The sequence below is a fragment of the Nonomuraea marmarensis genome (genome assembly GCF_043197025.1).
In the GTDB taxonomy this organism is placed as follows: domain Bacteria; phylum Actinomycetota; class Actinomycetes; order Streptosporangiales; family Streptosporangiaceae; genus Nonomuraea; species Nonomuraea marmarensis.
In genome coordinates this window covers 22,264-47,798 of record NZ_JBICRM010000018.1, presented here as the reverse complement: position 1 = coordinate 47,798, position 25,535 = coordinate 22,264, and the positions used below count along the sequence as shown (strand labels likewise).

Genomic DNA, 25,535 nt, shown 5'->3' with positions numbered 1-25,535 from the left:
ACCGGCCGCGCCACGGTTGATTAGATCGACTGTCAGGGTGCGCTCGTGTGATGCGTGGCATTGATCTACCGGAGTCGGTTCGCCCAGGTGATGCTCGATCTCGGAACCGAATCAGGAGGACGCCATGTCCAAGATTTACGCGAAGATCGGGGCAGTGCTGATTGCCATGACCGCTGCCTTCGCCGCTATCTCAGCCGGAACGGCCAGCACGGCCAGCGCATACGATTGCCGCGACGCCATCCACTTCTACTGGGCCGCCCACGACGGCGGATACTCCGACAGCGCGACCTGGTGGCTCTCCCAGATAATCGGCAATGGCTGCCTCGATTAGCAGGCCCCACACATCTACTCCGTGAGTGCTAGCCGCACGGTGACCGGCTGGGACCGCGACGCCACAGGTCAACGCCTCGGCGAAGACCGGCACTTACGCCGTTTCGCTATTGACAGAGGCTGCCGCAACATAGCGAGGCCCACCTGACGTGGGCCTCGCTAACGCTCATGTCGCGAGGCCTATGGCGCCCGTCAGCTCGGCACCGGCGAAATCGGCGCCGACGGACAAACGGCGCCGGCATGTGGGCCACGCGCACCTCGGCGCTGTTGATCTCGTGCTCCGTAACACCTATCAGGCGCTGACCTTCAGCTGGTGGACGCGCTGCTTGGACAAGCCCATTACCCGTGCTGTGTCGGGCTCTGACCAGTGGCTCGTGAGTGCCTTTGCGGCCTTGACAGCCAGCTCCGCGGTGCGCTTGGTGTGAGCCTCGGCCAACTTCTTTTCACGGTGGTATTCGGCCACCACAACGGCCACGTCCTCGGGCAGGTCGAAGACGAACTCCACACCGGGGGTGTCCTCGGCCCAAGCCCAGGCGTGGATCTCCGCCAAGTCACGCTCCATCTGCGACAAGGAGCTGGCCACGCCGACGCCCTCGGTCTCTCCGGTGGGGCAACGTGACACCCACCGCCCGTTCTCATAAGTGATGACATAGGTGATCGTCTTGCTCATCGGCTCATCCTTTCGATGACCGCCTCCAGGCGCTTGAGGACTTCACGAAACAGCTCTGAGTCGAGGTCCGGGTTGGCAGGGATCATGATGGGAACCGAGATGATGCCGTCCTTGATCACGCGCAGCGCGCACATGTCGCCCTTGAGGTGGTATGGCCCGTCAGCGGTGGCACCTGCGGCGGCCACTATCGCTGCGACCTCGGCGAGCTGGCGCATGTGTGGGGGAAGGCCCTCGGTCATGTCGATGAGGATACTACATTAGGAGGAAGGCTCCTAATGTAATAGGAGGGGCTACGCAAAGCTGCAGACCTGCAGCGTGCTGATCTCGCCACACGCCCCACCGTTCCGCAGCGGCCTCAACGTCAGCATCCACCGTGAACCCTTCAGCCTGCACCGACGCTCATGGAATACAAACTCCCCTGACCAGCAAGCGCGCCGGAGTGCACCCACGAACCGGCGCACCTTCACCAGCGTTCTCAGTTCAGGGGATCGAGCCAGCACTCTTTACATGTGACTATTTGGTCACCTATTTTGAGTGCATGACGGACGAAGGCCTTGTCTTCAAGGCGCTTGCGGATCCGACCCGGCGGCGCCTGTTGGATCGGCTGTTCGAGCGGGACGGCCGTACGCTCTCCGAGCTGGAGTCGGGGGTGGAGATGACCCGGTTCGGGGTCATGAAGCACCTGCGACTGCTGGAGGAGGCAGGTCTCGTCGTCACCCGCAAGTCGGGACGGGAGAAGCTGCATTTCCTGAACCCGGTGCCGATCCGGCTGATCCACGACCGGTGGATCGACAAGTACACCGAGCGCCGTGCGTCAGCGCTCGCCGAGCTCAAAACCGAGTTGGAGGACCCTGTCATGACCGAGACCACGCCGGCCACGCAGACCGTTCAGGTCTACCGGGTGTACATCAAGGCGACGCCGCAGGCGATCTGGGACGCGATCACCAAGCCGGAATGGACGCAGAAGTACGGCTACGGCGGCGGCGTCGAGTACGACCTGCGTCCGGGCGGCGCCTACCGAGGCCTGGCCAACGAGGGGATGATCGCGCATGGCGCGCCCGAAGTGGCCATCGACGGTGAGGTCATCGAGGCGGATCCGCCGCGCAAGCTGGTGCAGACCTGGCGGGTCCTGATGGACCCGGCAATGGCGGCCGAGGGGTTCACCCGGCTGACGTACGAGATCATCGAAGGCCCCGGCGGCGTCACCACCCTGACGGTGGTCCACGACCTGAGCGGCGCGCCGCTGACCGCGGCGCTGCTGGCCGGCGAGATGGAGGCCCAGGGGGCCGGGGGCGGCTGGAACTGGATGCTCAGCGGCCTGAAGACCCTTCTGGAGACCGGCAGCCCGCTGGGCGGCTGACCCGGGCACATCCACGCAGATAGGACATAAACATGAGTTCGACCAAGTCAGCGCGCCGCCAGACATCCGGCACCTCGGCCGCCCCTGCCGCACGTTCGACGACGGCAATGCTCGCCTGCGGGATCGTCGCCGGACCGCTGTTCGTCGTGACCGTTCTGGCGCAGGCATTAACGCGTGCCGGATTCGATCCCAAACGGCACCCGCTGAGCTCGCTGAGCCTGGGCGAGCTGGGCTGGATCCAGATCACCAACTTCGTGGTCACCGGTCTGCTGGTCCTGGCCTTCGCGGTCGCGATACGGCGAGTACTTCACCCGGGCCGGGCCGGCACATGGGGGCCGCTGCTGATCGGCGTGAACGGCTTATCCCTGATCGCGGGCGGGCTGTTCCTCGCAGATCCGGTCGGCGGCTACCCGCCGGGCATGCCTGAACAGGCCACCTGGCACGGCATCGTGCACTCGACCGCACCCTCCCTGGCGGGTCTGGCCGGCCTGGCGGCCTACGCGGTCTTCGCCCGCCGCTTCGCCAGCGCCGGGCAGCGGGGCTGGGCGACCTTGTGCCTGGCCTTCGCCCCGGCGGTCTTGGCCCTCAACATCGCCGCCGCCATCGCCGCCGACTTCCGGCTGATGCTCGCGGGCCTGGCCCTGGGATGGGCATGGACGTCGCTGATCGCGCTCCGCCTGATGGCCGAGACACGCTCCTCAGCCACCATCCATTCGCCTCGCACGTGAACGCCACGCGTGTCCTCTCAGAGCGGCCTGGGAGAGTGGCGTACGCAGTCGCCGGGCTCGGACTGTCTCAGCTGTTACCCGGTCGTACGGGGGCGATCGGGCTGATGATCTCGTGTCAGCGTTCACGGCGAGTTGGGCGTCGGCCCGCGGCAACTCCGCATCGTCCGATGACGACAGATCCATAGCCCCCGAATGGACATGAAGTGTCAATGTTTGAGATTTCATGACCCGTCCATGCCCAATATAGGGTTTTCCGTTGTTTGTCGGTTTACGCTCCCGGGCATGCGTGCTAAGTCCCGGGTCCTGGCGATCCTTGTTGCGGCCGGCGTCGTCGCCGGCTCGATCGCCGCCCTGTCCTCACCCTCCGTGGCCGCGACCCCCGGCACCGTGGTCATCAGCCAGGTCTACGGCGGAGGTGGCAACTCCGGCGCCCCCCTCTCCAACGACTACGTCGAGCTGTTCAACCGGAGCGGCGCCCCCGTGCCATTGGACGGCTGGTCAGTGCAGTACACCAGCGCCAGCGGCACCGGGAACTTCGCCGCCAACAAGGCCGACCTCTCCGGCACCCTCGCTCCCGGCCAGTACCACCTCGTTCAGCTCGCCGCCGGCAGCACCCCCAGCGGCGCGTTGCCCCAGCCCGACAGTGTCGGCTCCATCAACATGAGCGGCACCGCGGGCAAGGTGGCGCTGGTTCGCTCGACCGAGGGCCTGGCCTGCAACGGCTCCTCCGCCCCCTGCTCCGACGCCCAGCTCGCGCTGCTCGCCGACCTGGTCGGGTACGGCAGTGCGAACTTCTTCGAGGGCTCTCCCGCCCCCGCGATCACCAACACCACCGGCGCGTTCCGCAAGAGCGGCGGCTGCACCGACACCGACGACAACGGCGCCGACTTCGAGACCGCGGCCCCCGCGCCGCGCAACAGCGCCACCACCGCAGCTCCCTGCGGCGGCGGTGACCCGTCACCGTCCCCGACGCCCACGCCGTCCGAGACACCGACCGTGACGCCGAGCCCCACCCCGACCGTCACGCCCACCGAGAGCTGCGACACCGCGCCCACGCACCAGATCTCTCAGGTGCAGGGCAGCGGCGAGACCAGCCCGGTCGCCGGCCAGAACGTCCGGGTCGAGGGCATCGTCACCGGCTCCTTCCAGGGCTCCGGCGGGCTCGGCGGCTTCTACCTCCAGGCCGCCACGCCGGACGCCGACCCGGCGACCTCCGAGGGCCTGTTCGTGTTCTCCTCCTCGCCGGTCAAGACCGGCGACCGGGTGCTCGTCTCCGGCAAGGCGATCGAGTTCAACGGCCTCACCGAGATCTCGCCGGCCACCGCGGTGAACGTCTGCGGCACCGGCGCGATCAAGCCGACCGAGGTGAAGCTGCCGCTCAAGACGGGCGTCACCTTCGAGCGCTACGAGGGCATGCTCACTGCCTTCGACGCCGACCTCGCCGTCTCCGAGATCTTCAACCTGGCCCGGTTCGGCGAGATCACCCTCGCCGAGGGCAGCCGGCTGTGGCAGCCGACCGACCGCGAGGGCGTGGACACCGAGAAGGACGCACGGCGCACGATCCTGCTGGACGACGGCTCGAACGTGCAGAACCCGCCCACCCTGCCGTACCACAGCAAGGGGTTGAACACCGTCCGGGTCGGCGACGAGGTGAAGGACCTGACCGGCGTCCTCACGTACGGCTTCGACGTCTACCGCGTCGAGCCGACCGAGCCGGTGGTCTTCAAGGCTGAGAACCCCCGCCCCGCCCAGCCGGCGAAGGTCGGTGGCGACGTCCGGGTGGCCAGCCTCAACACGCTCAACTGGTTCACCACGCTCGGGTCCCGCGGCGCCACCACCGCCGCGGAGCGGGACCGCCAGCTCGCCAAGCTGGTCGCCAACATCACGACGCTCAACCCCGCCGTAGCCGGGCTGATGGAGGTCGAGCGCAACAACGACGTGGCGCTCAACACCCTGGTCGACGCGCTCAACGCCAAGGCCGGCGCGGGCACGTACAAGGCGATCACGCACCCCAACCCGGGCACCGACCTCATCCAGACCGCGCTGATCTATCAGCCGGGCAAGGTCACCCCGATCGGCCCGGCGCGGTCGTCGTCCGACCCGATCTTCAACCGGCCGCCGTTGGTGCAGACCTTCGGCAAGGCCAACAGGACCGGAAAGACCTTCACGGTGCTGGTGAACCACTTCAAATCCAAGGGCTGCACCGACGTCGACGGTCCGGCCTCCGGTGCCGACGCCGACCAGGGCGACGGGCAGAGCTGCTACAACGCCAAGCGCGTCAAGCAGGCCAAGGCCCTGCTGGCCCTGATCGACAGCCTCCAGTTGAAGAACGCGCTCGTCCTCGGCGACATCAACGCCTACGGCGAGGAGGACCCGATCCACGCCTTCGAGGACGCCGAACTGACCAGCCTGAGCAAGAAGTACGTCAAGAAGGACGACCGCTACAGCTACGTCTTCGACAGCCTGTCCGGTGAGCTCGACCACGTGCTGGCCGACAAGAGCGCGCGCAAGCTGGTAACTGGCGCCACCATCTGGCACGTCAACTCCGACGAGGGCCGGTTCATGGACTACAACACCGAGTTCAACCCGCCCTACCTGTACGCGCCCGACCCCTTCCGCTCCTCCGACCACGACCCGCTGCTCGTGGGTCTCAAGCTCTGAGAACGCGCGTGGCCGCGGCGGAGCACCCCTCCGCCGCGGCCACGCCGTACAGGGCGAGGCTGCTGGATGGGGTGATCTTGTCAGGGGGATCGCCAAAATACTCAGCCCGAGAAGTGCTCCTTGAGGATGACGCCGTGCACGCCGGTGGTCCGGTCGACGACCTGCGACACCTCGAAATTGGCGGCGGCGGACAGGTAGGCGTAGGCGACGGCGCGGTCCATGCCCTGGTCGTGTTCGAGGAAGTCGAGCGCGTTGACGACCGCCCGCCGCATGGCGACGTCCAGGTCGTTCACCTGCCCGCTCTGGGACCCGTCGGGGTCGGACAGCCCGATCGGCAACCAGGCGTCCGCCGTCTCTGCGAACGGGTAGTGGAAGGCGACCGAGGGCGCGTCGCCGGACCCGGCCTTGCACACGGTGAGCCGGAAGGTGCCGCGCAACGACCCCTCCATCGCGGTCAGCGCCGCCTCGCCACCGCCCATCGCGTGGTGCGGGTCGCCGGTGTAGAACAGCGCCCCTTCCGCGAACACCGGCAGGTAGAACGTCGAACCCACGCCGAGCAGGTTGATGTCGATGTTGCCCCCGCCGAGCGTGGGCGGGATCGAGTTGAGGGCCGGGTCGGTCGGCTGGCCCGCCGACGCGAAAGCGACCCCCATCATTCCCATGAACGGACTCAGCGGGAAGGTCACCTCGCCGGAGTTCCCGCGCTTCATGACGCCGCTCGGCACGCCCTTCCGCCCACGGCGCACCGGCGTGAACACCGACACGTTGCCGTACCGGGTCGGGTCGCCCGTCGGCCGTCCGTCGGTCGCCACCGGCGGCATCACCTCGTCCACGGTGATCCCATCCGGCGCACCCCCGCTGGCCGTCCGGGCCAGCGCACCCTTGCCGTGCCGGCTCGACACCACGCCATACGGCACGCGCGGCAACATCGACAACGTCTCGACCTTGAGCACGTCGCCCGGCCGCGCACCGTCCACGTAGATCGGCCCCGTCACGACGTGCGGCCCGTCGACGTCGAAGTTGCGCGTCGTTCGCGAGTAGTCACGGGCGATCGCGATCGCGTCCTGGAGCACGTTCGCCCGAGGTACGCCGTGCTTGCCGAAGTAGGCGACCGGGTCGCGCCCCTGGTCTTCGAGGATGCCCTCGTGCGAGACCGAGTCGATGGTGACCGTCTCACCCGATCTCATCCGGAGCACCGGCTGGCTGCCCACCGCCGGCACGTACCCCCACCGGACCTGCTCGACCGCTGACGGCAGGTAGTGCTTGCCCTGGATCGGGCCCTTGCGCGGCTGGAGTATCTCCCGGGGGAGCGTCGGCGTGGCCGCGGCGGAAGCCGACCGCGCGCCCAGTAACCCCCCGCCCGCCCCGGTCACGACCGCTGCCGCACGCAGGAAGTTCCGCCGGCCCAGTCTCGTGATCAGTGCATCCCGTACGTCGGCCGGGCTCTTCGGCACCCTCATGACTCTCCTGACCGGAATGTGACTAGGGGATTGACCGCAACCGATCATGTACTACACCTGTTACGTCCCTGTTACCGCTGGTCGGGTCTGTGGGCCAGGTCTGCGACCGGTCCACGGTCGGCGGTCCGCACGAGTTCGGCGAACGGGGCGAACATCGCCCGGGCCACCGGATCCATCGCGTCTGGTGTCGCGAAGCGCTTGACGTAGTCGGCGGCGACGGTGTCGTACGACTCCCGGACCGCGGCGAGGTAGGCGGGCTCAGACATGCCGGTGACTCTACGCGGCTCGGCCCTCCAGGCCCGCGATCGCGATCGTGCCGGAGGTGCCGCGCAGGCCGAAGCCGTAGCGGAAGCCCTCGCGGGCCTGCGGGGTGGCCAGGGTGCCGCCGATGCCGGCCGTACGCAGCCGCCGCCACTGCCCGTCCGTAAAGGCGTAGGAGGTGATGGTGTCGCCGGACAGCACCAGGGCGAACCGGTCGCCCGGTTTGAGGGTCAGCGCGGCGTCGCCGGGTGTGTCCAGGAACCGGCCGCCGACCCGTACGTTGATGCCCGACTGCTTGCGGGTGTTGTTGTACCAGGCGGTCACGTAGTTGTCCTGGTCCTTGACCCAGCCGACGAACACGCTGTCCTCCGCGCTGCCGGTCCCGGCGAACGATCCGGCCGTCACCACGCTGATCGCCGCGGCCGACGACGGCCCCGCGGGGCCGGCCACGACGCCGAAGTACGGCTGCGTGCCGCTGCCCGCGAACCGGCCGCCGCCGACCGTGATCGCCGGCTTGCCCTCGCCGCCATTGGGCTGGTGCACGGTGTAGCTCGCCGACGTGTCGGTGGTGAACGTGTCCTGGACCTCCACCTTCGTGTAGGCGGCCGGGTCGAGTGGCACCTCCACCTGCGCGTACGAGCTCACGGCCCGCGCCGACCGGTCATAGACCGCGGAGGCGCGCACCGGATAGGCGTCGGGGGCGGCTCCGGCCGGCTGCGCCACCCGCCAGCGGACCGTGAACTCGCCGCCCGGCCGCACCACCGGTGTCTCCGTGCGCCCGATCGGCTCGGCGGACCAGCCGGGCGGCACCGCCAGCGTCACCTTGACGTGGGTGGCGGGCTTACGACCGTGGTTGGCGAAGGTGGCGGTCGCGCCCTGTTCGATGACGGCCACGTCCAGCCTGGTGTCGCCCGCGGCGGGTGACCACGCCTGCAGTTCGGTGACGCCGACGTACGCGCCGGGCGGGTTGCCGAACACCAGCCGGATCCGGGTCGTGGTCAGCGCGGGGAAGGTGATCCGGTTCAGCGCCGCGCCGGCGGGCCGCTCCGGCGTGCGCGCCTGGCCCGGCACCTCCCGCCACGCCGCGCCGTCCCAGAACTCCAGCCGGTACGACGCCGGGGCCCGCACCCCGCCGCCGTCGTCGTAGGCGTAGAACCGCACGTCGCTCACCTGGGTCGGCACGCCGAAGTCCACCCCGAGATGGTCCTCGGCGTTCGGGGAGCGGTAGTTGGTCCACCGGCTGTGCGGGATGTCGTCGTAGAAGATGCGCCCGTCCACCGCGTCCCACACGTTGTCGATGCCGTTGGTGTACGACGCGAACGGCTTGGGGTAGCCGGTGCCGTACGGGTTCGCGGCGTCGTTGCTCGGCCGGGCGGAGCGGTCGGGCGTGATGGCGGCCGGCACGCGGGCGGTCAGCTCGCCGAGCCCGGACCGGACGGCGGCGATCCTGCCGTCCACGTAGAGGCGCAGGCCCTTACCCTGGCCGTACTTCGTGCCGTCGCGGTCCCACAGGACCGTCACGTTGTGCCCGTGGTAGGGCACGTTCTCCAGCGCGAAGTGGTCCCACCCGGCCGGCGCCAGCGGATTCACCACGACCTTGCCGTCCGCCTGCGGGCGCAGCCCGATCAGGCCGCTGATCACCAGGTCGTTGAAGGTGGAGTGGTTGTAGTGCTCGCTGTGCCCCCGGGCGTCGTAGATCCAGCGCGGCTCGTCGGGGTGGTGCGCCTCGGCGACGTACGGGTGGCCGTCCTTGTACTGGGTGAGCGCGTAGCGGCGCAGGACCTGGTAGTAGTCGGCGGCGGTGACCACGTCCTGGTCGCGGTCGTTGAGCAGGTTGGCCATCGCGGTGAGCGTGGTCGAGGTGGAGTACGGCCAGCTCGGCCCGTTCCAGCGGCAGCAGCCGCTCAGCGCGTCCCGCATGAACAGCGGGCTGCGCCGCTCGGCGGTGGTCGGCCCGTACGGCGCGGCGAACCCCTGCGGGTCCAGCAGCTGCGCCCAGGCCTGCTCGGTGCCGGGCTTGGCCATGCCGAACGCCCACGGCACGAACCCGATCTCCTCCCGGGTGGACACCAGCCGCTGCCGCGGATCCAGATCGGCGCGGGCCTTGTGGTAGAAGAAGGACCGCTCCGGGTCCCACAGGTATCGGTTCAGCGCGTCGCGCAGCGAGGCCGCCCGCTGCTCGTACGTCCTCGCCAAACCCTTGTCGCCGCGCATCTCGGCGATGGCGGCGATCGCCTTGGCGTCGCCGTACTGGTACGCGTTCAGCGTCGGCCGGTAGCCCGCGCCGCCGTGGTAGGGGTCGGCCGGGTCGGTCTCGTAGGAGGAGGCGGTGAACTCCATCGCGTCCCACACCGGCACCGACCAGTACAGGCCCAGGTCCTTGTTGTACTGGCCGCCCCACTTGTCGTACTGGCGGACCAGGTCGGGCAGCAGGCCCTCGACGAACGACGCGTCACCGGTGACCAGGTACCGCTGGTACGCGGCGTCGGCCGCCCACCACGCGTACTGGTGCGCCCAGTCGTCGGTGTCCTTGTTGAGGTAGTCCTCCTTCGGCTTGGGGCCGGCGCCGGGTCCCTGCAGCCAGTACGTGAGGTAGTCGTCGATCGGACGGGGGTCGCGCAGCCAGCGGCCCTCGTTGATGTGGTGGCCCGCGGCGGCGACGATGCCGCCGAGCGGCGCGGCGTAGCCGGGGGCGTTGTGGAACTCGGTGATGATGTCGCCGGTCGAGGAGTCGGTGTAGCGGATGTGCCGCTTGAAGGTGCTCCAGCGGTAGTAGTAGACGTCCTGGATCTCCCGGTCCGCGGCTGGCACCTCCAGGAACGGGATGTTGGCCTCGTACCACTCCGGCTCGGCGTACCCCGGCAGCAGCGCCCGGTGGTCGAGGAAGGCGGTGCCCTTGCCGACCTCCGGGTACACCGGCGGCGCCTTCGGCCCGGCGCTGGCCGGCTCGGGGACGGTGGGCGCGACCAGCGCCACGAGCATCGCTAACACCGCAACCGTGCGTCTCATGGTCACCTCAAGCGTCCGGGGCCGCTCAGATCCGATCGCATATCCGACCGGTTCTGACCGATATTGCCCAACTATTGACCACTCGAGAGCGAAAGGCAAGATCCCCCGAGGGCTTCAGGGTGTCAGGAGGGCGAGGACGGCGCGGGTGAACTGCTCGGTGCTCGCCGTGCCGCCGAGGTCGCGTGTACGGAGGTCGCCCTTGGCCAGGATGGCCGCGATGGCCGCCACCACCTCGTCGGCTGCCGCTGGATGTCCGAGGTGCTCCAGCATCATGGCGGCCGACCAGATGGCGCCGATCGGGTTGGCCACGCCGCGGCCGGCGATGTCGGGGGCGGAGCCGTGCACGGGCTCGAACATCGAGGGGAAGTCACGCTCCGGGTTGAGGTTGGCGGACGGGGCGAGGCCGATGCTGCCCGCGACCGCGGCGGCCAGGTCGCTGAGGATGTCGCCGAACAGGTTGGAGCCGACGATCACGTCGAACCGCGACGGCTCCAGGACCAGTTTGGCGCAGAGCGCGTCGATGTGCTCCTGGTCCCAGCGCACGTTCGGGTGGTCGGCCGCGCGCTCCCTGACCAGTTCGTCCCAGAACGGCAGTGTGTGGACGATCCCGTTGGACTTGGTGGCGGAGGTCAGGTAGCCCGTGCGGCGGCTCGCGAGGGTGAAGGCGTAGTCCAGCACGCGCGTCACGCCCGCTCGGGTGAACACCGCCTCCTGGACCGCCATCTCCTCGGGAAAACCGCGGTTCATCCGGCCGCCGATCTCGCTGTACTCCCCCTCGGTGTTCTCCCTGACGACCACGAGGTCGATCGCCGCGCGTACGGGACTCTCGATGCCCTCGAAGAGGCGGACCGGCCGGAGGTTCACGTACTGGCGGAAAGCGCGGCGGATCGGGATGAGCAGGCCCCAGAGCGAGACGTGGTCGGGCACGCCGGGCGCGCCGACCGCGCCGAGGAAGATGGCGTCGTGGCCGCGCAGCCGTTCCAGGGCGTCGGGAGGCATCATGGCGCCCTCGCGCCGGTACCGCTCGCACGACCAGTCGAACTCGGTGAACCGGAACCCGAAGCCGTGCCGCCGGCCCGCTGCCTGCACCACCTCCAAGGCCGCGGGGGTGACCTCGAGCCCGATGCCGTCTCCTGGGATCACGGCGATGTGATGCGTCGTCATGCCCCCGATTCAATCGGCGGCCCGCGAGGGCGTCCAAGACCGGCGGGCGATACGGCCTATAGGGGGTGCCTATAGGTCGTGGCAGGAGGAGGTGGTCGCGGCGTCCGAGGGGGCGGCGGCGAGGGCGATGGCGAGGAACTCGCCGGCCGCCGGTGTGAGCCAGCCCTTCCTGCTGACCAGCGCCAGGTGCAGCGACGCCGGCGGATCCAGCTCGAACACCAGCGCCCCCGCCCGCTCCGCGAGCGGCCGCCACGCCTCGGCCAGCACGCCGATCCCCACGCCCTTCAGCACCAGCGGCAGGAACGCCTCCCTGTGCTCCGACTCGACCGCGATCGACAGGTCCACGCCCGACGCCCGGATCTCCTCCACCAGCCGGCGCAACCCCGTACCCCGCTCGCCGACGATCAGCCGCTGCCCGGCCAGCCGTTCGCGCGGCAACGACCTGGCCGGTGCGAACGGGCCGTCCGGCGGGGCGACGAGCACGAACCGCTGCTCCTCCACGGGGTGCAACGTCACGTCCGCGACCGTGGGCAACTCCCAGGCCGACAGCAGGCCCAGCTCCGTCACCCCCGTGCGTACCAGCTCGATCACCGCCTGCGGCACCGGCGCGTCCCTGATCACCACCTCCACGCCCGGGTGCCGGTCGCGGAAGCGGCCGATCATGGTGCTCAGCGGCTCCACCGCCGGTGACGGCATCGACGCGACGGCGACGCTGCCGCACATCAGCCCCTCCACGGAGGCCACGCTCGCGCGGGCCACCTCGAGGCTGCGTACGACCTGCCTGGCCGGCTCGATCAGCGCCCGGCCCGCGTCGGTGAGCACCACGCGCCTGCCGATGCGATGGAAGAGCTGGCTGCCCAGATCTTTTTCCAGGGTCCTGATCGCCTGTGACAGGGAGGGCTGCGCCATGAACAGCGCCTTCGCGCCCCTGTTGAAGCCGCCGTGATCGACGACGGCGAGGAAATACTCGAGCTGTCGGACGTCCACAGAACGCTCCAATAGGAGGCACCTATAACTCAAGTAGCTAACGCGTCTTGGACCTGCGCGCCAGCCAGATCTTGAATGACGGCGGAAACGTTAGGAGCACGTGATGAACTCCGGCGGCGCCAGAACCGATGTCGACCAGGCCCTGCTGGGCCACGCGACGTACCGCAGCCTCGGCGAGCAGAAGCTGTCCGCGGCCGAGGAGAGATTCGAGAAGGGCAGGCGCACCACCGGCATGTGGCTCGCGCCGCTGGTCACGGTGGTCTTCCTGCTGCTGCCCATCGACATGGACGCCAAGCAGCAGACGCTGGCGGCCGTCCTGCTCGGCGTCATCGTCCTGTGGGTCACCGAGCCCGTGCCCATCCCCGTCGGCGGCCTCATCGGCGTCGGCGCGATCGTACTGCTCGGGGTGGTCTCCGCGACGGACGCGCTGGCTCCCTTCGGCTCCCCCACCATCTTCACCTTCATCGGGGCGTTCATCCTCGCGCAGGCAATGCTCAAACAGGGCCTGGCGCGCCGCTTCGCCTTCCGCATCCTGTCGCTGCCCGGCGTGGGCCGCTCGACGTTCCGCCTGATCGTCGCGTTCGGCGTCATCACCTGCCTGCTGTCGGCGTTCGTCTCCAACACCGCCACCGTGGCGATGCTCCTGCCCACGGCGCTCGGCATGCTCGCCGTCATCGCCAAGCTGCTGCAGGACCGCGGGCTGGTCACCGCCGACTTCAACCCGCTGCGGCTGCGGGTCGGCGCCGCGCTGGTCCTGATGCTCGCGTACGGCGCCAGCGTCGGCGGCCTGCTCACCCCCGTCGGCAGCCCGCCGAACCTGATCGGCCGCGGCCTCATCGAGGAGGCCACCGGGCACCGCATCTCGTTCGCCCAGTGGATGGTCACCGCGCTGCCGATCTGCGCGCTCATGTTCGTCGCGCTCGTGGCCGTGCTGCTCCTGCTCAACCGGCCGGAGCTGCGCAAGATCGAGGGCGTCGAGGAGTACGTACACTCCGAGCGGGCCTCCCTGGGCAGGCTGTCGCGCGCCGAGAAGAACACGCTCGTGGCCTTCGGCGTCACCGTGTTCCTCTGGATCTTCCCGGGCGTGATCGCCCTGTTCGCCGGTACGGAGTCCGACCTCTACACGACCGTCAGCGGCCGGCTCAACGAGGGCATCGTGGCCGTGCTCGGCGCCGCCCTGCTGTTCCTGCTGCCGACGGACTGGAAGAGACGCGAGTTCACCCTCAACTGGAGCGACGCGGCCCGCATCGACTGGGGCACGATCGTGTTGTTCGGCACCGGCATCATCTTCGGCGCCCTCCTTGAGGACACGGGGCTGGCCAAGACCATCGGCTCCTCGGCCGCCTCGGCGCTCGGGCTGGGCAGCGTGTTCGCCATCACCGCCTTCGCCGTGGTGCTCGCCGTGCTGGTCTCGGAGACCACCAGCAACACGGCCTCCGCCGCCGTCGTGGTGCCGATCATCATCCCGATCGCCGTCGCGGCCGGGATCAACCCGTTCGTGCCCGCCCTGGCGGCGACGTTCGCGGCCTCGTTCGGCTTCATGCTGCCGGTCTCCACACCACAGAACGCCATCGCGTACGGCTCCGGCGTCGTCCCCATCACCACGATGATCCGCTCGGGGATCAGCTTCGACGTCCTCGGCGCCATCCTGATCATCCTGATCCTGCCCCTGCTGATCGGCCTGACCGGCATCGGCGGGTGACGTTCCTCTTCACGCGCGGGCCTTGAACCGACGACGGCTTCGGACGGTGTCGTTCCGGCGCCAGACCAGGGGCCGGAGTTCCGCCGATCCGCTGTGAGGGTTCGCGGCGGCGAGCACCTCCCTGCGGGAGATCGTCGCGGCGGCGCTGGCACTGGTCGTACGCGCCCACAGGCAACGGGCCGCGCTGCTGCGCCGCAAGCGGGAGCTGACCGGCGGGGACGAGACATGAACGCGCATCGCCTACCTGGCGATCCGGTGGCGGGCCTAGGACGCCACGGACTTGCGGAAATACGCTCTGGCCAGCGGGAGCGCGAGCAGGACGACGACCAGGAGCGAGCCCAGGGTGGTCAGGATCAGCTTCCCGACGTTCACGGGGAGGAGCCAGCCGGGGATGACCTGCATGGTCGCGTCCATCAGGGCAGGTACGTCGATGCGGGCGAGCACGGGGTCGCTCTTGAAGGAGGACTCCAGGAACTGAGCGGTGAACACCTGGGCGGAGACGATGACGCACCCCAGGACGAAGAGGATGGGGTGGAAGATCCATGACAGGATCCGACCGGTCCGATTCCCCGCCAGGTTGAGCGCCGCCAGAGCCGCCAAGATCACAGCCATCCCGACGGCCAGCGGCAGTTCCGACACCTTCCCACCGAAGTCGATGCTGTGCTGGGAAAGGATCTCGGCGGGGAATCCCTGCCGGACGACCTCCGCCTCGGCCGCCGCCTGCGCCTCGGCCCCGAGGACGAGAACGTCGAAGGTGCCTATCAGGAAGGGCACGGCGGTCAGCAGTTGCAGCGTGGCGGCGGTGACGACACCGCGCGGGCGGCTCCGAGTGTTCATGGTGTGCTCCTTCGTCGCAGTTGAACTAAGTACAAGTACCGTACGGACTACTTGAACTAAGTGCAAGTGAAGGACCTTCCCGCCGCTCCGCCTGGTTGGCCAGGCGGAGCGGCGGGATGGTGGTCAGCGGCTGACGGCCTTGCTGTACAGCCGCGTGCCCAGCGGCACGAACACGACCAGGAGCAGCAGCGACCAGAGCAGCGTGGCCACGGCCGCGTGCTGCAGCGGCCACGCGTCAGCGGCTGGCACGCGCCCGGTGTTGCCGAACAGGTCGCGGGCGGCCTGGATGACCGTGGAGACGGGGTTCCACTCGGCGACGACCTTCAGCGGTCCGGGCAGCCGGGCGGGGTCGACGAAGGCGTTGGACAGGAACACCAGCGGCATCGACACCACGGTCGCGATGTTGTTGAACACCTCGGGGGTACGCAGCGCCAGCGCCACCGTCGCCGTCACCCACGAGAAGGCGTACGCGAACAGCAACAGCAGCAGGAACCCCCCGATGGCCTCGTGCGGCGCCGAGTGGATCCGCCAGCCGACGACCAGGCCCATCAGTGCCATGACGACGACGCTGGTCACGTTCATGAGCACGTCGGCCAGCGTCTGCCCGGTCAGCACCGCCGACGGCGCCATCGGCAGCGTGCGGAACCGGTCGAAGATGCCCTTCTGCAGGTCCAGGACCAGCGTGTAGCCGGTGATCTGGGCGCTCATCACGATGGTCTGGACGAAGATGCCGGGCATCATGTACTCCCGGTACGACAGACCGGGCAGTTCGATCATGCTGCCGAAGACGTAGGCGAACAGCAGCACGAACACGATCGGGAGAATGATCACGCCGCCCAGCAGGTCGGGGGCTCGCCTGATCTTGAGTGCGTTCCGCTTGGTGATCGTCATGCCGTCGGCGACGGCCATCTGGAGGGCGTTCATTTGGTGGGCTCCTTCGCATCGTGTCCGGTGAGTGCCAGGAACACGTCGTCCAACGTCGGCCGCCGCAGTCCGGCGTCGCGTACCGTGATGCGCTCTGCGGCCAGGCGGCCCAGCGCGGTGGTGAGCGAGGCCACGCCGTCGGCCACCGGGATCGTCATCTGCAGGGTGGTCGCGTCCGTCCGCAGGTCTCCGGCGGCGAGCGGCGCCAGCGCCCGCTGTGCCGCCGCCAGGTCCGCCGCGTCGGTCACCGCCAGCTCGATGCGGCCGCCGCCGATGCGGTCCTTGAGCTCGTTGGCCGTGCCGAGCGCGATCACGCGGCCGTGGTCGACCACCGCGATCCGGTCGGCGAGCCGGTCGGCCTCCTCCATGTACTGCGTGGTGAGCAGCACCGTGGTGCCGTCGGCGACCAGCTCGGAGATCGTCTCCCACAGGCTCGTGCGGGCGCGGGGGTCGAGGCCGGTCGTGGGTTCGTCCAGGAACAACACCGGCGGTGCCGCGACCAGCGCGCCGGCCAGGTCGAGCCGGCGCCGCATGCCGCCGGAGTAGCCCTGCACCGGGCGGTCGGCCGCCTCGGTCAGGTCGAATCGTTCCAGCAGCTCGCGGGCTCGCTCCTTGCTGCGCTTGACGCCCAGGTGGTAGAGGCGGCCGACCATCTCCAGGTTCTCCGCGCCGGTGAGATGGTCGTCGACCGCCGAATATTGTCCGGACGCGCCGATGTGCGCGCGCAGCCGCCGGGCGTTGGCGACCACGTCGAACCCGGCGACCGTGGCGTGGCCGGCGTCCGGTCTCAGCAACGTGGTCAGGATCCGTACGGTGGTCGTCTTGCCTGCGCCGTTCGGACCCAGCAGGCCGAACACGGTGCCCTGGGGGACCGTCAGGTCCATCCCGTCCAGGGCGACGACGTCGCCGTACTTCTTGACCAGCCCTTCGGCTTTGATGGCGGGGGGCATGAGATTTCTCCTTTGTCTTGATCTTCAGGAACGATGGATCGTGATGTCGCCGTAGGCGGTGTGGGCACGAACCTCGACGGTCTTGTCGGACTGCGCGGGGCCGTCGCGGGCGTCCATGGCGGTCCCCTCCTCATGGGTTCGGCGGCCGGAACGAGTGGTCATGGGCTCGGCTAGCGCACCCAGCCGGTGGAGCTCCGGCCGGTCTGTGAGCCGGCTCGCCGGCTGGAGCGGCGGCCACCGTCGTCGGGTTCGAGGGCGGCGGAGACGGCGCGGACGAGCCAGGCGTTGACCGAGAGCCCGTCCCGGGCGGCCGCCTCCTCGATGCGTGGCTTGAGGTGCTCGGGGACGCGGAGCGAGATCCGCGACGTGCCGCCCTCGTCACCGTCCGGCGGAGGCGGCGCGGCAGGCGGCCCGGCGCCCCCGGTCTCGCCCGCGGGCTCTAACGACCGGCTGACCGGCGGTGGCGTCACGACGAAGCCGGGGTCGCGGCCGCGCAGGCGTACCTCGACCGAGCCCGGCGCGAGATCACGGGTGATCTCGTCCGCGGCGGCGGACAACGCTTCCAGCAGGGCGAGCCGGGTGGCCGCTTCAAGGGCGGCGGCGAGGCGCTCGGCCAGCGCGCGGACGTCCTCGCCGCCCGCTCCGGCGGCGATCGCGAGTTCGCGGCGGAGCTGGTCGGCATACGGCGCAAGGTCCATGGCACCACTATGACGCCATAGTGACGTCATTACAAGGTCCGCATGTGCCCAATGATGGCGTCATGCAGACATCAAGGGCCACGGCGTAGAGGGGTCGTCAAGATTCCGCCCGGCGCCGTATGAAGCCCGTCAAGAACGTCAGTACCGCGAAAAACTGCGGGTTTGCTTGCCTTGTGGCCATCAACGCGATTCATCGGCGAACCCGCCGTCAACCTGGCATTGGACAAGGCGTGACATGAGGGGGCGGCTACGGGTTTACCTCGGCGCGGCGCCCGGCGTCGGCAAGACGTACGCGATGCTCGGCGAGGGCCACCGCGCCCTGGAGCGTGGCCGCGATGTGGTCGCGGGGTTCATCGAGACCCACGGCCGCCCCCACACCGCCGCCCTGCAGGACGGCATGGAGGTGATCCCCCGCAAGACATTCGTCTACCGGGGGGCCACCTTCACCGAACTCGACGTGGACGCCGTCATCGCACGCGCCCCCAGAGTCGCGCTGATCGACGAACTGGCCCACACCAACGTGCCGGGCTCCAAGAACGCCAAACGCTGGCAGGACATCGACGAAATCCTCGACGCCGGCATCGACGTCGTCTCCACCGTCAACATCCAGCACCTGGAATCGGTCAACGACGTCGTCCAGCAGATCACCGGCATTCCGCAGCGGGAAACCGTCCCCGACGAAGTCGTCCGGCGGGCCAACCAGGTCGAACTGATCGACATGTCGCCCGAGGCGCTCCGCCGCCGCATGGCCCACGGCAACATCTACGCGCCCGAGAAGGTCAGCGCGGCGATGTCGAACTACTTCCGCGTCGGCAACCTGACCGCGCTGCGCGAACTGGCCCTGCTCTGGGTCGCCGGCAAGGTCGACGACCAGCTCGACCGCTACCGCGCCGAACACGGCATCGCCGGCACCTGGGAAGCCCGCGAACGCGTCGTGGTCGCCCTGACCGGCGGCCCCGAAGGCGACACCCTGGTCCGCCGGGCCGCCCGCATCGCCGCCCGCACCAAGGGCGCCGACCTGCTGGCCGTGCACATCACCGACGCCGACGGGCTGGCCGGCGCCGACCCGGCCAACCTGGCCCGCCAGCGCAGCCTGGTGGAGAACATGGGCGGCACCTACCACCAGGTCGTCGGAGGCGACATCCCGCGGGCTCTGCTGGACTTCGCCCGCGGCGTCAACGCCACCCAGCTGGTCCTCGGCGCCTCCCGGCGCGGACGCTTCGCGCAAGTCCTCTCCCCGGGCGTGGGAGTGGAGACCACCGCACAGTCCGGCTCCATCGACGTCCACATGATCAACCACGAGGAGGCCAAGAAAGGACGCATCCGCCCCGAACGTTCCCGCGCCGCGCTCAACCGCAAACGCCGCCTGATCGGCTGGGCGGTCGCCCTGGCCGGCCTGCCGCTGCTGACCGCCGCCCTCGCGCCCTTCCGCGACGTGCTCTCGCTGCCCAGCGAGATCCTGCTGTTCCTGTGCCTGACCGTGGGCGTCGCGCTCATCGGCGGCACCTGGCCCGCCTTCACCGCCGCCGTGGGCGGATCACTGCTGCTCAACTGGTACTTCACCCCGCCCATCGGCCAGCTCACCATCGCCGACCCCGAGAACTTCCTCGCCCTCGTCGTCTTCATCCTGGTCGCCGCCGCCGTCAGCACGATCGTCGACCTGGCCGCCCGCCGCACCCGGGAAGCGGCGCGCGCCAGCGCGGACGCCGAGGCGCTGTCCACCCTGGCCGGGCACGTGCTGCGCGGCGAGGCCGCGCTGTCGTCGCTGCTCGGCCGCATGCGCGAGACGTTCGCCCTGACCTCGGCCACCCTGCTCGAACGCGTCGGCGAGCCGACCCCGGACGACCAGTCGGAGCCCGGGGCCTGGCGCATCGTCGCCACCTCCGGCGCCGCCCCGTGCACCAACCCCGGAGTGGCCGACACCGACGTGATGATCAACGACACCCTGGTGCTCGCCGCCCGCGGCCGGCTGCTGGACGCCAGCGACCGGCGGGTGCTGGAGGCCTTCGCCGCCGAAGCCGCCGTCGCGCTCCGCCAGGAACGCCTAGAGGAGGAGGCCGAACAGGCCAAACCCCTGGCCGAAGCCGACAGGATGCGCACCGCGCTGCTCGCCGCCGTCAGCCACGACCTGCGCACCCCGCTGTCGGCCGCCAAAGCCGCCGTGGAAAGCCTGCGCACCAGCGAGATCGACTGGACCCCCGAAGACCGCGACGAGTTGCTGGCCACCGCCGACGAATCACTCGTGCGCCTCACCCGGCTGGTGGAGAACCTGCTCGACATGAGCCGCCTGCAGGCCGGCGTGCTCGGACTCACCCTCTTGCCCGTCGCCCTGGAAGAGATCGTGCCCCGGGCCATCGACGACCTCGGACCGCCACGCGACCGCATCGAGGGCGACATCTCCATCGAGTTGCCCGAGATCGTCGCCGACCCGGCGCTGCTGGAGCGGGTGCTGGTCAACCTGATGACCAACGCCGTCCGCTACAGCCCACCCGGCCAGAACGTGCACCTGACCGCCAGCTGGCACGGCGACCACGTCGAGATCCGCGTCATCGACCGCGGCCCCGGCATCCCACCCGAAGCCCACGAACGCGTCTTCCTGCCCTTCCAACGCCTCGGCGACCGCGACAACGGCACCGGCGTCGGCCTCGGCCTCGCCCTTTCCCGCGGCCTCACCGAAGCCATGGGCGGCACGCTCATACCCGAAGAGACACCAGGGGGAGGTCTCACCATGACCGTCACCATGCCCATCTCATCCCGCGCGGTCACCCCGTGATGCTGGAGCGGCTCAGACGGGCCTGGCGACGCCGAGAACGTGAGTGACGTGGCGGAACGCGAACCGGTCCAGACTGCCGACGACGAAGCCCGCGTGCTGGATGGCGGCCACGGTGTCGCGGGCCGGATGGCAGCCGCCGGAGACGCGTGACCAGAGCGGCGTCATCAGGCTTCCGGCCAGCGCGGTCACCCGCCTGCCGGATCGCTGGTGCTCGTAGAAGCGCAACTCGCCGCCCGGCCGCAGGACTCGCCGCACCTCCAGCAGGGTTTCGGCTGTTCGCGGGGCACAACACAGGATCAGCGAGCATACGACGGCGTCACAGGAGGCGTCCGGAACCGGGAGCCGGGTCAGGTCGCCGTCGATGATCCGGGCCGGAGTCGCGAGACTTGCGGCGACCGCTTTCGCCGCCGCGCGCAGAAACGGATCGGCCTCCACCAGCACGATCTCTTCGACGTCCGCCGGATAGCAGGTCAGCTTCACCCCGTCGCCCGCACCGATCTCCACGACGCGTCCGGCCAGACCCGCGAGCAGCCGCCGGCGCTGCGGCGTCGGGCGGTCCCCGGCGCACACCGGCCGCGGATGGTGGAACTGCTCCATCCCAGAACCCGGGAAATGCCCGGTATCCGGGGGGACGGTGAAATCGTCGGCGCGTACTGCCATGCCTCCCACTATCGGGCCGCGAGGCCGCAGGAGAGGGCCGTCAATACGGGATTCTGACGCACACAGAGCCGATTCATACGTTCTCTTGATACACGGCCGGCGGGAACCGGGCAGCCGCCGAGCCTTTCCCTGATCTTGACGCGTCTTGATACGTTGTCTACAGGTGAGCCGGGAAGTCTGGTCGGCACGTCCTGATCCCGTTGCCGAAGGATGTGCCCCCATGCGCTCCCGAGACCTGTTTGCCGACTTCCCACCCGCCTGCTGCCAGGCGCTGGCGAGATGACCATGCTCGCATGGGTGAGCGTGGCGGTGTTCGTGACCGCGTACGCGCTGATCGCCACTGAGAGGGTGCACCGGGTCGCGGCCGCGCTGGGCGGCGCGGGGATCATGCTGGTGATCCACGCCACCAACGCGGAGGCGGCGTTCTTCTCCGAGCACGCCGGGATCGACTGGAACGTCATCTTCCTGCTGCTCGGCATGATGATCATCGTCGGCGTGCTGAAGGAGACCGGCGTCTTCGAGTACCTGGCCATCTGGGCCGCCAAGCGGGCCCGCGGGCGGCCGTTCCGGTTGATGGTGCTGCTGGTGCTCATCACCGCGGTCGCCTCGGCGCTGCTGGACAACGTCACCACCGTGCTGCTGATCGCGCCGGTGACGTTCCTGGTGTGCGAACGGCTCGCGCTCCCGGCCGCCCCCTTCCTCATCGCCGAGGCGATGGCGTCCAACATCGGGGGCGCGGCCACGCTGGTCGGCGACCCGCCGAACATCATCATCGCCAGCCGGGGCGGGCTGAGCTTCAACGACTTCCTCGTCCACATGGCGCCGCTGGTCATCGTCCTGATGGCGGTGTTCATCGGGTTGTGCTGGTTGATGTTCGGCCGCTCGTTCCGCTACGACCCGGAACGCGCCGCGTCCATCATGGCGCTGGACGAGCGCGAGGCGATCGCCGACCGGCGGCTGCTGTGGCAGTCGCTGGCCGTGCTCGCGCTGGTGATGGCCGCGTTCGTGCTGCACCCGGTGCTGCACTACTCGCCGTCGGTGGTCGCGCTGCTGGGCGCGGGGATGCTGGTGGCGGTGACCAGGGTACGCACCGACAAGGCCCTCGCCGAGGTCGAGTGGCCCACGCTGGTGTTCTTCGCCGGGCTATTCGTCATGGTCGGCGCCCTGGTCGAGACCGGCGTCATCGGCCAGTTGTCCAACGCCGCCGTCTCGGCCACCAGCGGGCGGCTGGAACTGACCACCATGGTGTTGCTGGGCGCCTCGGCCGTGTTGTCGGCCATCGTGGACAACATCCCGTACGTCGCCACGATGAGCCCGATCGTCGAGCAACTCGTCCAGGCGAGCGGGGGTCAGGACGTGTTGTGGTGGGCCCTGGCCTTCGGCGCCGACCTCGGCGGCAACGCCACCGCGGTCGGCGCCGCGGCCAACGTCGTCATCCTCGGCATCGCCGCCCGCAACGGCACCCCGATCAGCTTCTGGCACTTCACCAAGTACGGCCTGATCGTCACCGCAGTCACGGTGGCCCTCGTCGCGCCGTACCTGTGGCTGCGTTACCTCCTCTGAGGTCAGCGCTTGCGTCTCTTCCCGTGGCCGCTGTGGCGGCCACGGGAACCGGGCCGGGAGCTGTTCGCGAAGCGCAACCCATGGGATCGGGCTCGCATCGGCTCGGCCACCAGAGTGCGGAACTCCCGCATGCTCTCGTCGGCGGGATGGCCGGAGTTCGACACGGCCTCGATGATCCCGAACGCGTCCTGGCCCGCCATGCTGGTGACCTGCCGCATGACCTCTTCGGGACCGGCCAGCTCCAGCAGCGTGAGCAGCCCCTCGGTCATCAGTGCCAGTTGCTCCTCGGTGCTGAGGTCCTCGGGCCGCAGGTCCCCGGTGTCCAGGAGCGCGGTCACGGCGATGGGCGCCAGCACGCGGTCCGCGCGCAGGCCCTTGAGCATCGACTGTCCGTCGGCGCGGACCTCCGCCAGGGTTCCGAGCATGGCGGCGGCCCGGGCCCGGAACGGGCAGGCGCGTACGGCATCCAGCAGCGGCTCGACGCCCCCGCCGCGAGCCGCCAGCCAGCCGTCCAGTTCGACCGAGGCCGTCTCCGGGGTGTAGTGCTGCGCCAGCACGCCCAGCAACTCGCCCGGCGACGCGTCCACCAGCTCTCCGACCAGCGGAACATCGCGGCCCTCGGCGAGCATCCGCTCCCGCACGGCCCGCAGGCCCAAGGGCGTCAGCCGCACGAGGAGGCCCGGCTCGGCCAGGCGGGTGCGGAGGCGGGCGCGTGCCTCGGGCGGCAGCGGCTGGTCTTCCTCGTCGAGGTCGCTGGTGTACAGCTCATCGGCCACGCCGTGGCTCAGCTCCACGGCGCCGAGCGCGGCCAGCAACTCGAACGCTTCGACCAGATCCCGCTCGACGTGCCGCCGCCACGTCTGCTGCCGGAAGTCGTCTTCGTCGAGCTGGAGGTAGTCCTGGCAGGCCAGCCAGACCGTCTCCTGCAGCCGGGTCACGGGAACCCGGTCCGGCAGGCCGTAAACGCTGTTCAGCACATCGGGCAGCAGCTCGTCGAACAGCTCCACCAGCATCGATCCCGGAGGTACGCCGATCGCGCGGCCCAGGTCGAAGAAGACCTCGAACGCCCGTGACCACAACCGTTCCGGATCGCGCAGGAGCGGTGCGGCCTTGGCCACCCGCAGCAGCCGGCCCTTGCTCACCCGCACCAGGCGCGTGCTCTTCGCCCAGGCGAGCAGGAGGTTCAGCCGAGGCAGCTCCGTCGCGCTGCGCACCTGCAGGTCCTGCTCGCCGGTGCCGAGGTGAGCGGCCAGCTCCCGTGCGTCGGCCAGGCGGAGATTCCCGGTGCCGGTGAGCGTCCGCCCGTCCGTTCCCGTCCAGTCGACCAGGGCGGACAGCTGCCGTACGATCTCGCTCCCCGCCGCTGCCTCACCAACCTTCGCGTCGATTACCAACGGAGGCTGGGGGTACGCCCGCTCCTCGTCGAGCCCCAGCCGCGTGAACCGGGCCTTCATCACCTGGTCGAGCACTTCGGCGTCGTACGCCACCCGCCCCGCGTCGATGTCGCGCTGGAACCTGTCCAGGCTCTTACGGTCGGTGAGGTCGAACCCGCTGTCGAGCGCCGTCTGCGCCCAGAACTTCGCCAGCCCCAGGCGCTGCGGATCGGCCAGCGCCGCTGGATATTCCGTCGCGGTCGCCGCCACGGCCGACTCCAGCTCGGCCAACGTGGCGCCGCGGGGATCGCGCAGCCCGGCCGCGATGAGGTATCGCAGCAGCGTCAGCAGGGTTTCCGGCGCGGCGTCGAGCACGTCCCGGGGAGCTACGACGTACTGGGGAATCCACTCCAGCAGATAGCGCCGGACCTGCGCGGAATCCCAGAAGGCGAGCCGTCCGTCGCGGCTGCGGTGACGCGAGTCCACGGCCGCCGACAGCAGCAGACCGTCGGCGGGCAGGCCTTGTCCCTCGGCCCAGCTGAGGGCGCGGCGGATCAGCAGATCCTTGGCCGCCTCGAACTCCTCGTCCTCCTCTGGCTCGAAATAGGTGCGCATGATCCATTCCATGGTCTCGGGGTCGGGGGGCGCCGATGGCTTGGCAAGGAGGCTACTCCCTTCGGAGCGCACCGGCCCTGCCGCGATCATCGCACCCGCCACCGCGTAGCCGGTTTCGGATGACCTGTGTGGAATTGTCCCCGGCCGATGGGTGAGGCGTCCCCGCAGGCCCGCTGATCTGCGGGATCTCTTTGCCCGATCCCCGAATCCCCACGGGTCGCGCGGGCTATCTTGGGTGCCGAACTTCGCACGCACCCGCCGAAAGACGAGGGCGCAAGAGTCCCCATGGCCGAGCACGTCATCACCATCGAATGGGTCAACGCTCCCGACGAGGTCAGCTTCCATGACTACGCCGGGGGAACCTACAACTCCTTCACCTGCACCTGCGATCTTCCGCTCCCCGATCGGGACGCCGCCGCCCGGCACGCCGCCGAGTCCGGGCAATGCCCCGTGTGCCTGGGCACGGGGCAGATCTCCATCAACCCGCGCGAGACGAGCGGCTGCGGGACCTGCGACGGCTCAGGGAAGAAGGCCGTCACGGTGCGGGCCCGGGTCACCGAGGAGTTCGTCCAGGAGATGGCGGCGCTGCTGCCCGACGAGTTCGGGCTCGGCGACGTGGTGGCGTTGCTCCAGGAGCACATGCCGGCGCAGAACGGCGGGGTCGAGACGGTGCTGTCGGTAGCCGCGGGCATGATCCGATATCTCGAAGTACGCGGACAAATCGTGCTCTGTTCGGCACCCGATTTCGTACCTGCCGATGGGGTCGGGCCGAGCTACGATGATCCGCGCTGGATTCGGATCTCCTGAGGC

Annotated in this window: 22 protein-coding genes; 8 read left to right on the top strand and 14 right to left on the bottom strand. The window is 69.5% G+C overall.

Annotated elements, in window-relative coordinates; genetic code table 11:
* Nucleotides 1-124: 124 nt before the first annotated feature.
* The gene (locus ACFLIM_RS27395) at nt 125-331 is read left to right on the top strand and encodes a hypothetical protein (protein ID WP_393170214.1); all 207 of its coding nucleotides are present in this window, start codon (nt 125-127) and stop codon (nt 329-331) included.
* 291 nt (nt 332-622) lie between these two features.
* Here the strand turns inward: ACFLIM_RS27395 and ACFLIM_RS27390 are convergent, their stop codons facing one another.
* Together ACFLIM_RS27390 and ACFLIM_RS27385 are read right to left on the bottom strand one after the other, a co-directional pair.
* Nucleotides 623-1,000, bottom strand: a complete 378-nt coding sequence (locus tag ACFLIM_RS27390) for a hypothetical protein (protein WP_393170212.1) — start codon at nt 998-1,000, stop codon at nt 623-625.
* The gene (locus ACFLIM_RS27385; RefSeq protein ID WP_393170211.1) at nt 997-1,239 is read right to left on the bottom strand and encodes a hypothetical protein; all 243 of its coding nucleotides are present in this window, start codon (nt 1,237-1,239) and stop codon (nt 997-999) included. Before ACFLIM_RS27385 ends, ACFLIM_RS27390 begins: the two co-directional genes overlap by 4 nt.
* 299 nt (nt 1,240-1,538) lie before the next feature.
* On the opposite strand from ACFLIM_RS27385, the gene ACFLIM_RS27380 reads away from it, so the two are divergent.
* From ACFLIM_RS27380 to ACFLIM_RS27370, 3 genes are all read left to right on the top strand, one after another.
* The gene (locus ACFLIM_RS27380; RefSeq protein ID WP_393170209.1) at nt 1,539-2,360 is read left to right on the top strand and encodes an ArsR/SmtB family transcription factor; all 822 of its coding nucleotides are present in this window, start codon (nt 1,539-1,541) and stop codon (nt 2,358-2,360) included.
* A 32-nt stretch (nt 2,361-2,392) separates the two neighbouring features.
* The gene (locus ACFLIM_RS27375) at nt 2,393-3,088 is read left to right on the top strand and encodes a DUF998 domain-containing protein (protein ID WP_393170207.1); all 696 of its coding nucleotides are present in this window, start codon (nt 2,393-2,395) and stop codon (nt 3,086-3,088) included.
* Nucleotides 3,089-3,370: 282 nt separating this feature from the next.
* Nucleotides 3,371-5,749, top strand: a complete 2,379-nt coding sequence (locus tag ACFLIM_RS27370) for an ExeM/NucH family extracellular endonuclease (RefSeq protein ID WP_393170205.1) — start codon at nt 3,371-3,373, stop codon at nt 5,747-5,749.
* A 101-nt stretch (nt 5,750-5,850) separates the two neighbouring features.
* Here the strand turns inward: ACFLIM_RS27370 and ACFLIM_RS27365 are convergent, their stop codons facing one another.
* The 5 genes from ACFLIM_RS27365 to ACFLIM_RS27345 all read right to left on the bottom strand — a co-directional run bounded on the left by ACFLIM_RS27365 (nt 5,851) and on the right by ACFLIM_RS27345 (nt 12,630).
* On the bottom strand, nt 5,851-7,209 hold the full coding sequence (locus tag ACFLIM_RS27365) for an acetamidase/formamidase family protein (RefSeq protein WP_393170204.1): 1,359 nt from the start codon (nt 7,207-7,209) through the stop codon (nt 5,851-5,853).
* 71 nt (nt 7,210-7,280) lie between these two features.
* The gene (locus ACFLIM_RS27360) at nt 7,281-7,475 is read right to left on the bottom strand and encodes a hypothetical protein (protein WP_393170202.1); all 195 of its coding nucleotides are present in this window, start codon (nt 7,473-7,475) and stop codon (nt 7,281-7,283) included.
* 10 nt (nt 7,476-7,485) lie between these two features.
* Nucleotides 7,486-10,479: an MGH1-like glycoside hydrolase domain-containing protein gene (locus ACFLIM_RS27355; protein ID WP_393170201.1), complete on the bottom strand. Its 2,994-nt coding sequence runs from the start codon at nt 10,477-10,479 to the stop codon at nt 7,486-7,488.
* A 114-nt stretch (nt 10,480-10,593) separates the two neighbouring features.
* Nucleotides 10,594-11,643: a tartrate dehydrogenase gene (locus tag ACFLIM_RS27350; RefSeq protein WP_393170200.1), complete on the bottom strand. Its 1,050-nt coding sequence runs from the start codon at nt 11,641-11,643 to the stop codon at nt 10,594-10,596.
* Nucleotides 11,644-11,712: 69 nt separating this feature from the next.
* Nucleotides 11,713-12,630, bottom strand: a complete 918-nt coding sequence (locus tag ACFLIM_RS27345; protein ID WP_393170198.1) for a LysR family transcriptional regulator — start codon at nt 12,628-12,630, stop codon at nt 11,713-11,715.
* A 103-nt stretch (nt 12,631-12,733) separates the two neighbouring features.
* Between ACFLIM_RS27345 and ACFLIM_RS27340 the strand changes: the two genes are divergently transcribed.
* Nucleotides 12,734-14,332: an SLC13 family permease gene (locus ACFLIM_RS27340; protein ID WP_393170196.1), complete on the top strand. Its 1,599-nt coding sequence runs from the start codon at nt 12,734-12,736 to the stop codon at nt 14,330-14,332.
* Nucleotides 14,333-14,596: 264 nt separating this feature from the next.
* Here ACFLIM_RS27340 and ACFLIM_RS27335 read toward each other — a convergent pair whose 3' ends face one another.
* From ACFLIM_RS27335 to ACFLIM_RS27315, 5 genes are all read right to left on the bottom strand, one after another.
* The gene (locus tag ACFLIM_RS27335; protein WP_393170195.1) at nt 14,597-15,169 is read right to left on the bottom strand and encodes a hypothetical protein; all 573 of its coding nucleotides are present in this window, start codon (nt 15,167-15,169) and stop codon (nt 14,597-14,599) included.
* A 123-nt stretch (nt 15,170-15,292) separates the two neighbouring features.
* A complete protein-coding gene (locus ACFLIM_RS27330) occupies nt 15,293-16,093 on the bottom strand; it encodes an ABC transporter permease (RefSeq protein WP_393170193.1) in 801 nt (266 codons plus the stop codon).
* Nucleotides 16,090-17,043 (bottom strand): ATP-binding cassette domain-containing protein, encoded by a 954-nt coding sequence (locus tag ACFLIM_RS27325; RefSeq protein WP_393170191.1) that lies wholly within the window; start codon nt 17,041-17,043, stop codon nt 16,090-16,092. Before ACFLIM_RS27325 ends, ACFLIM_RS27330 begins: the two co-directional genes overlap by 4 nt.
* A gap of 24 nt (nt 17,044-17,067) precedes the next feature.
* A complete protein-coding gene (locus tag ACFLIM_RS27320) occupies nt 17,068-17,205 on the bottom strand; it encodes a hypothetical protein (protein WP_393170189.1) in 138 nt (45 codons plus the stop codon).
* Nucleotides 17,206-17,213: 8 nt separating this feature from the next.
* Nucleotides 17,214-17,741, bottom strand: coding sequence for a hypothetical protein (locus ACFLIM_RS27315; RefSeq protein WP_393170187.1), 528 nt, complete (start codon nt 17,739-17,741; stop codon nt 17,214-17,216).
* Between the two features lie 235 nt (nt 17,742-17,976).
* On the opposite strand from ACFLIM_RS27315, the gene ACFLIM_RS27310 reads away from it, so the two are divergent.
* The gene (locus tag ACFLIM_RS27310; RefSeq protein ID WP_393170185.1) at nt 17,977-20,514 is read left to right on the top strand and encodes an ATP-binding protein; all 2,538 of its coding nucleotides are present in this window, start codon (nt 17,977-17,979) and stop codon (nt 20,512-20,514) included.
* 12 nt (nt 20,515-20,526) lie between these two features.
* Here the strand turns inward: ACFLIM_RS27310 and ACFLIM_RS27305 are convergent, their stop codons facing one another.
* Nucleotides 20,527-21,174 (bottom strand): class I SAM-dependent methyltransferase, encoded by a 648-nt coding sequence (locus ACFLIM_RS27305; protein WP_393170183.1) that lies wholly within the window; start codon nt 21,172-21,174, stop codon nt 20,527-20,529.
* A gap of 279 nt (nt 21,175-21,453) precedes the next feature.
* Between ACFLIM_RS27305 and ACFLIM_RS27300 the strand changes: the two genes are divergently transcribed.
* Nucleotides 21,454-22,737, top strand: a complete 1,284-nt coding sequence (locus ACFLIM_RS27300) for an ArsB/NhaD family transporter (protein WP_393170181.1) — start codon at nt 21,454-21,456, stop codon at nt 22,735-22,737.
* 2 nt (nt 22,738-22,739) lie between these two features.
* Here ACFLIM_RS27300 and ACFLIM_RS27295 read toward each other — a convergent pair whose 3' ends face one another.
* Nucleotides 22,740-24,725, bottom strand: a complete 1,986-nt coding sequence (locus ACFLIM_RS27295) for a hypothetical protein (RefSeq protein ID WP_393170179.1) — start codon at nt 24,723-24,725, stop codon at nt 22,740-22,742.
* 285 nt (nt 24,726-25,010) lie between these two features.
* Here ACFLIM_RS27295 and ACFLIM_RS27290 point away from each other — a divergent pair, with 285 nt between their 5' ends.
* Nucleotides 25,011-25,532 (top strand): hypothetical protein, encoded by a 522-nt coding sequence (locus ACFLIM_RS27290; protein ID WP_393170176.1) that lies wholly within the window; start codon nt 25,011-25,013, stop codon nt 25,530-25,532.
* The last annotated feature ends 3 nt before the right edge of the window (nt 25,533-25,535 follow it).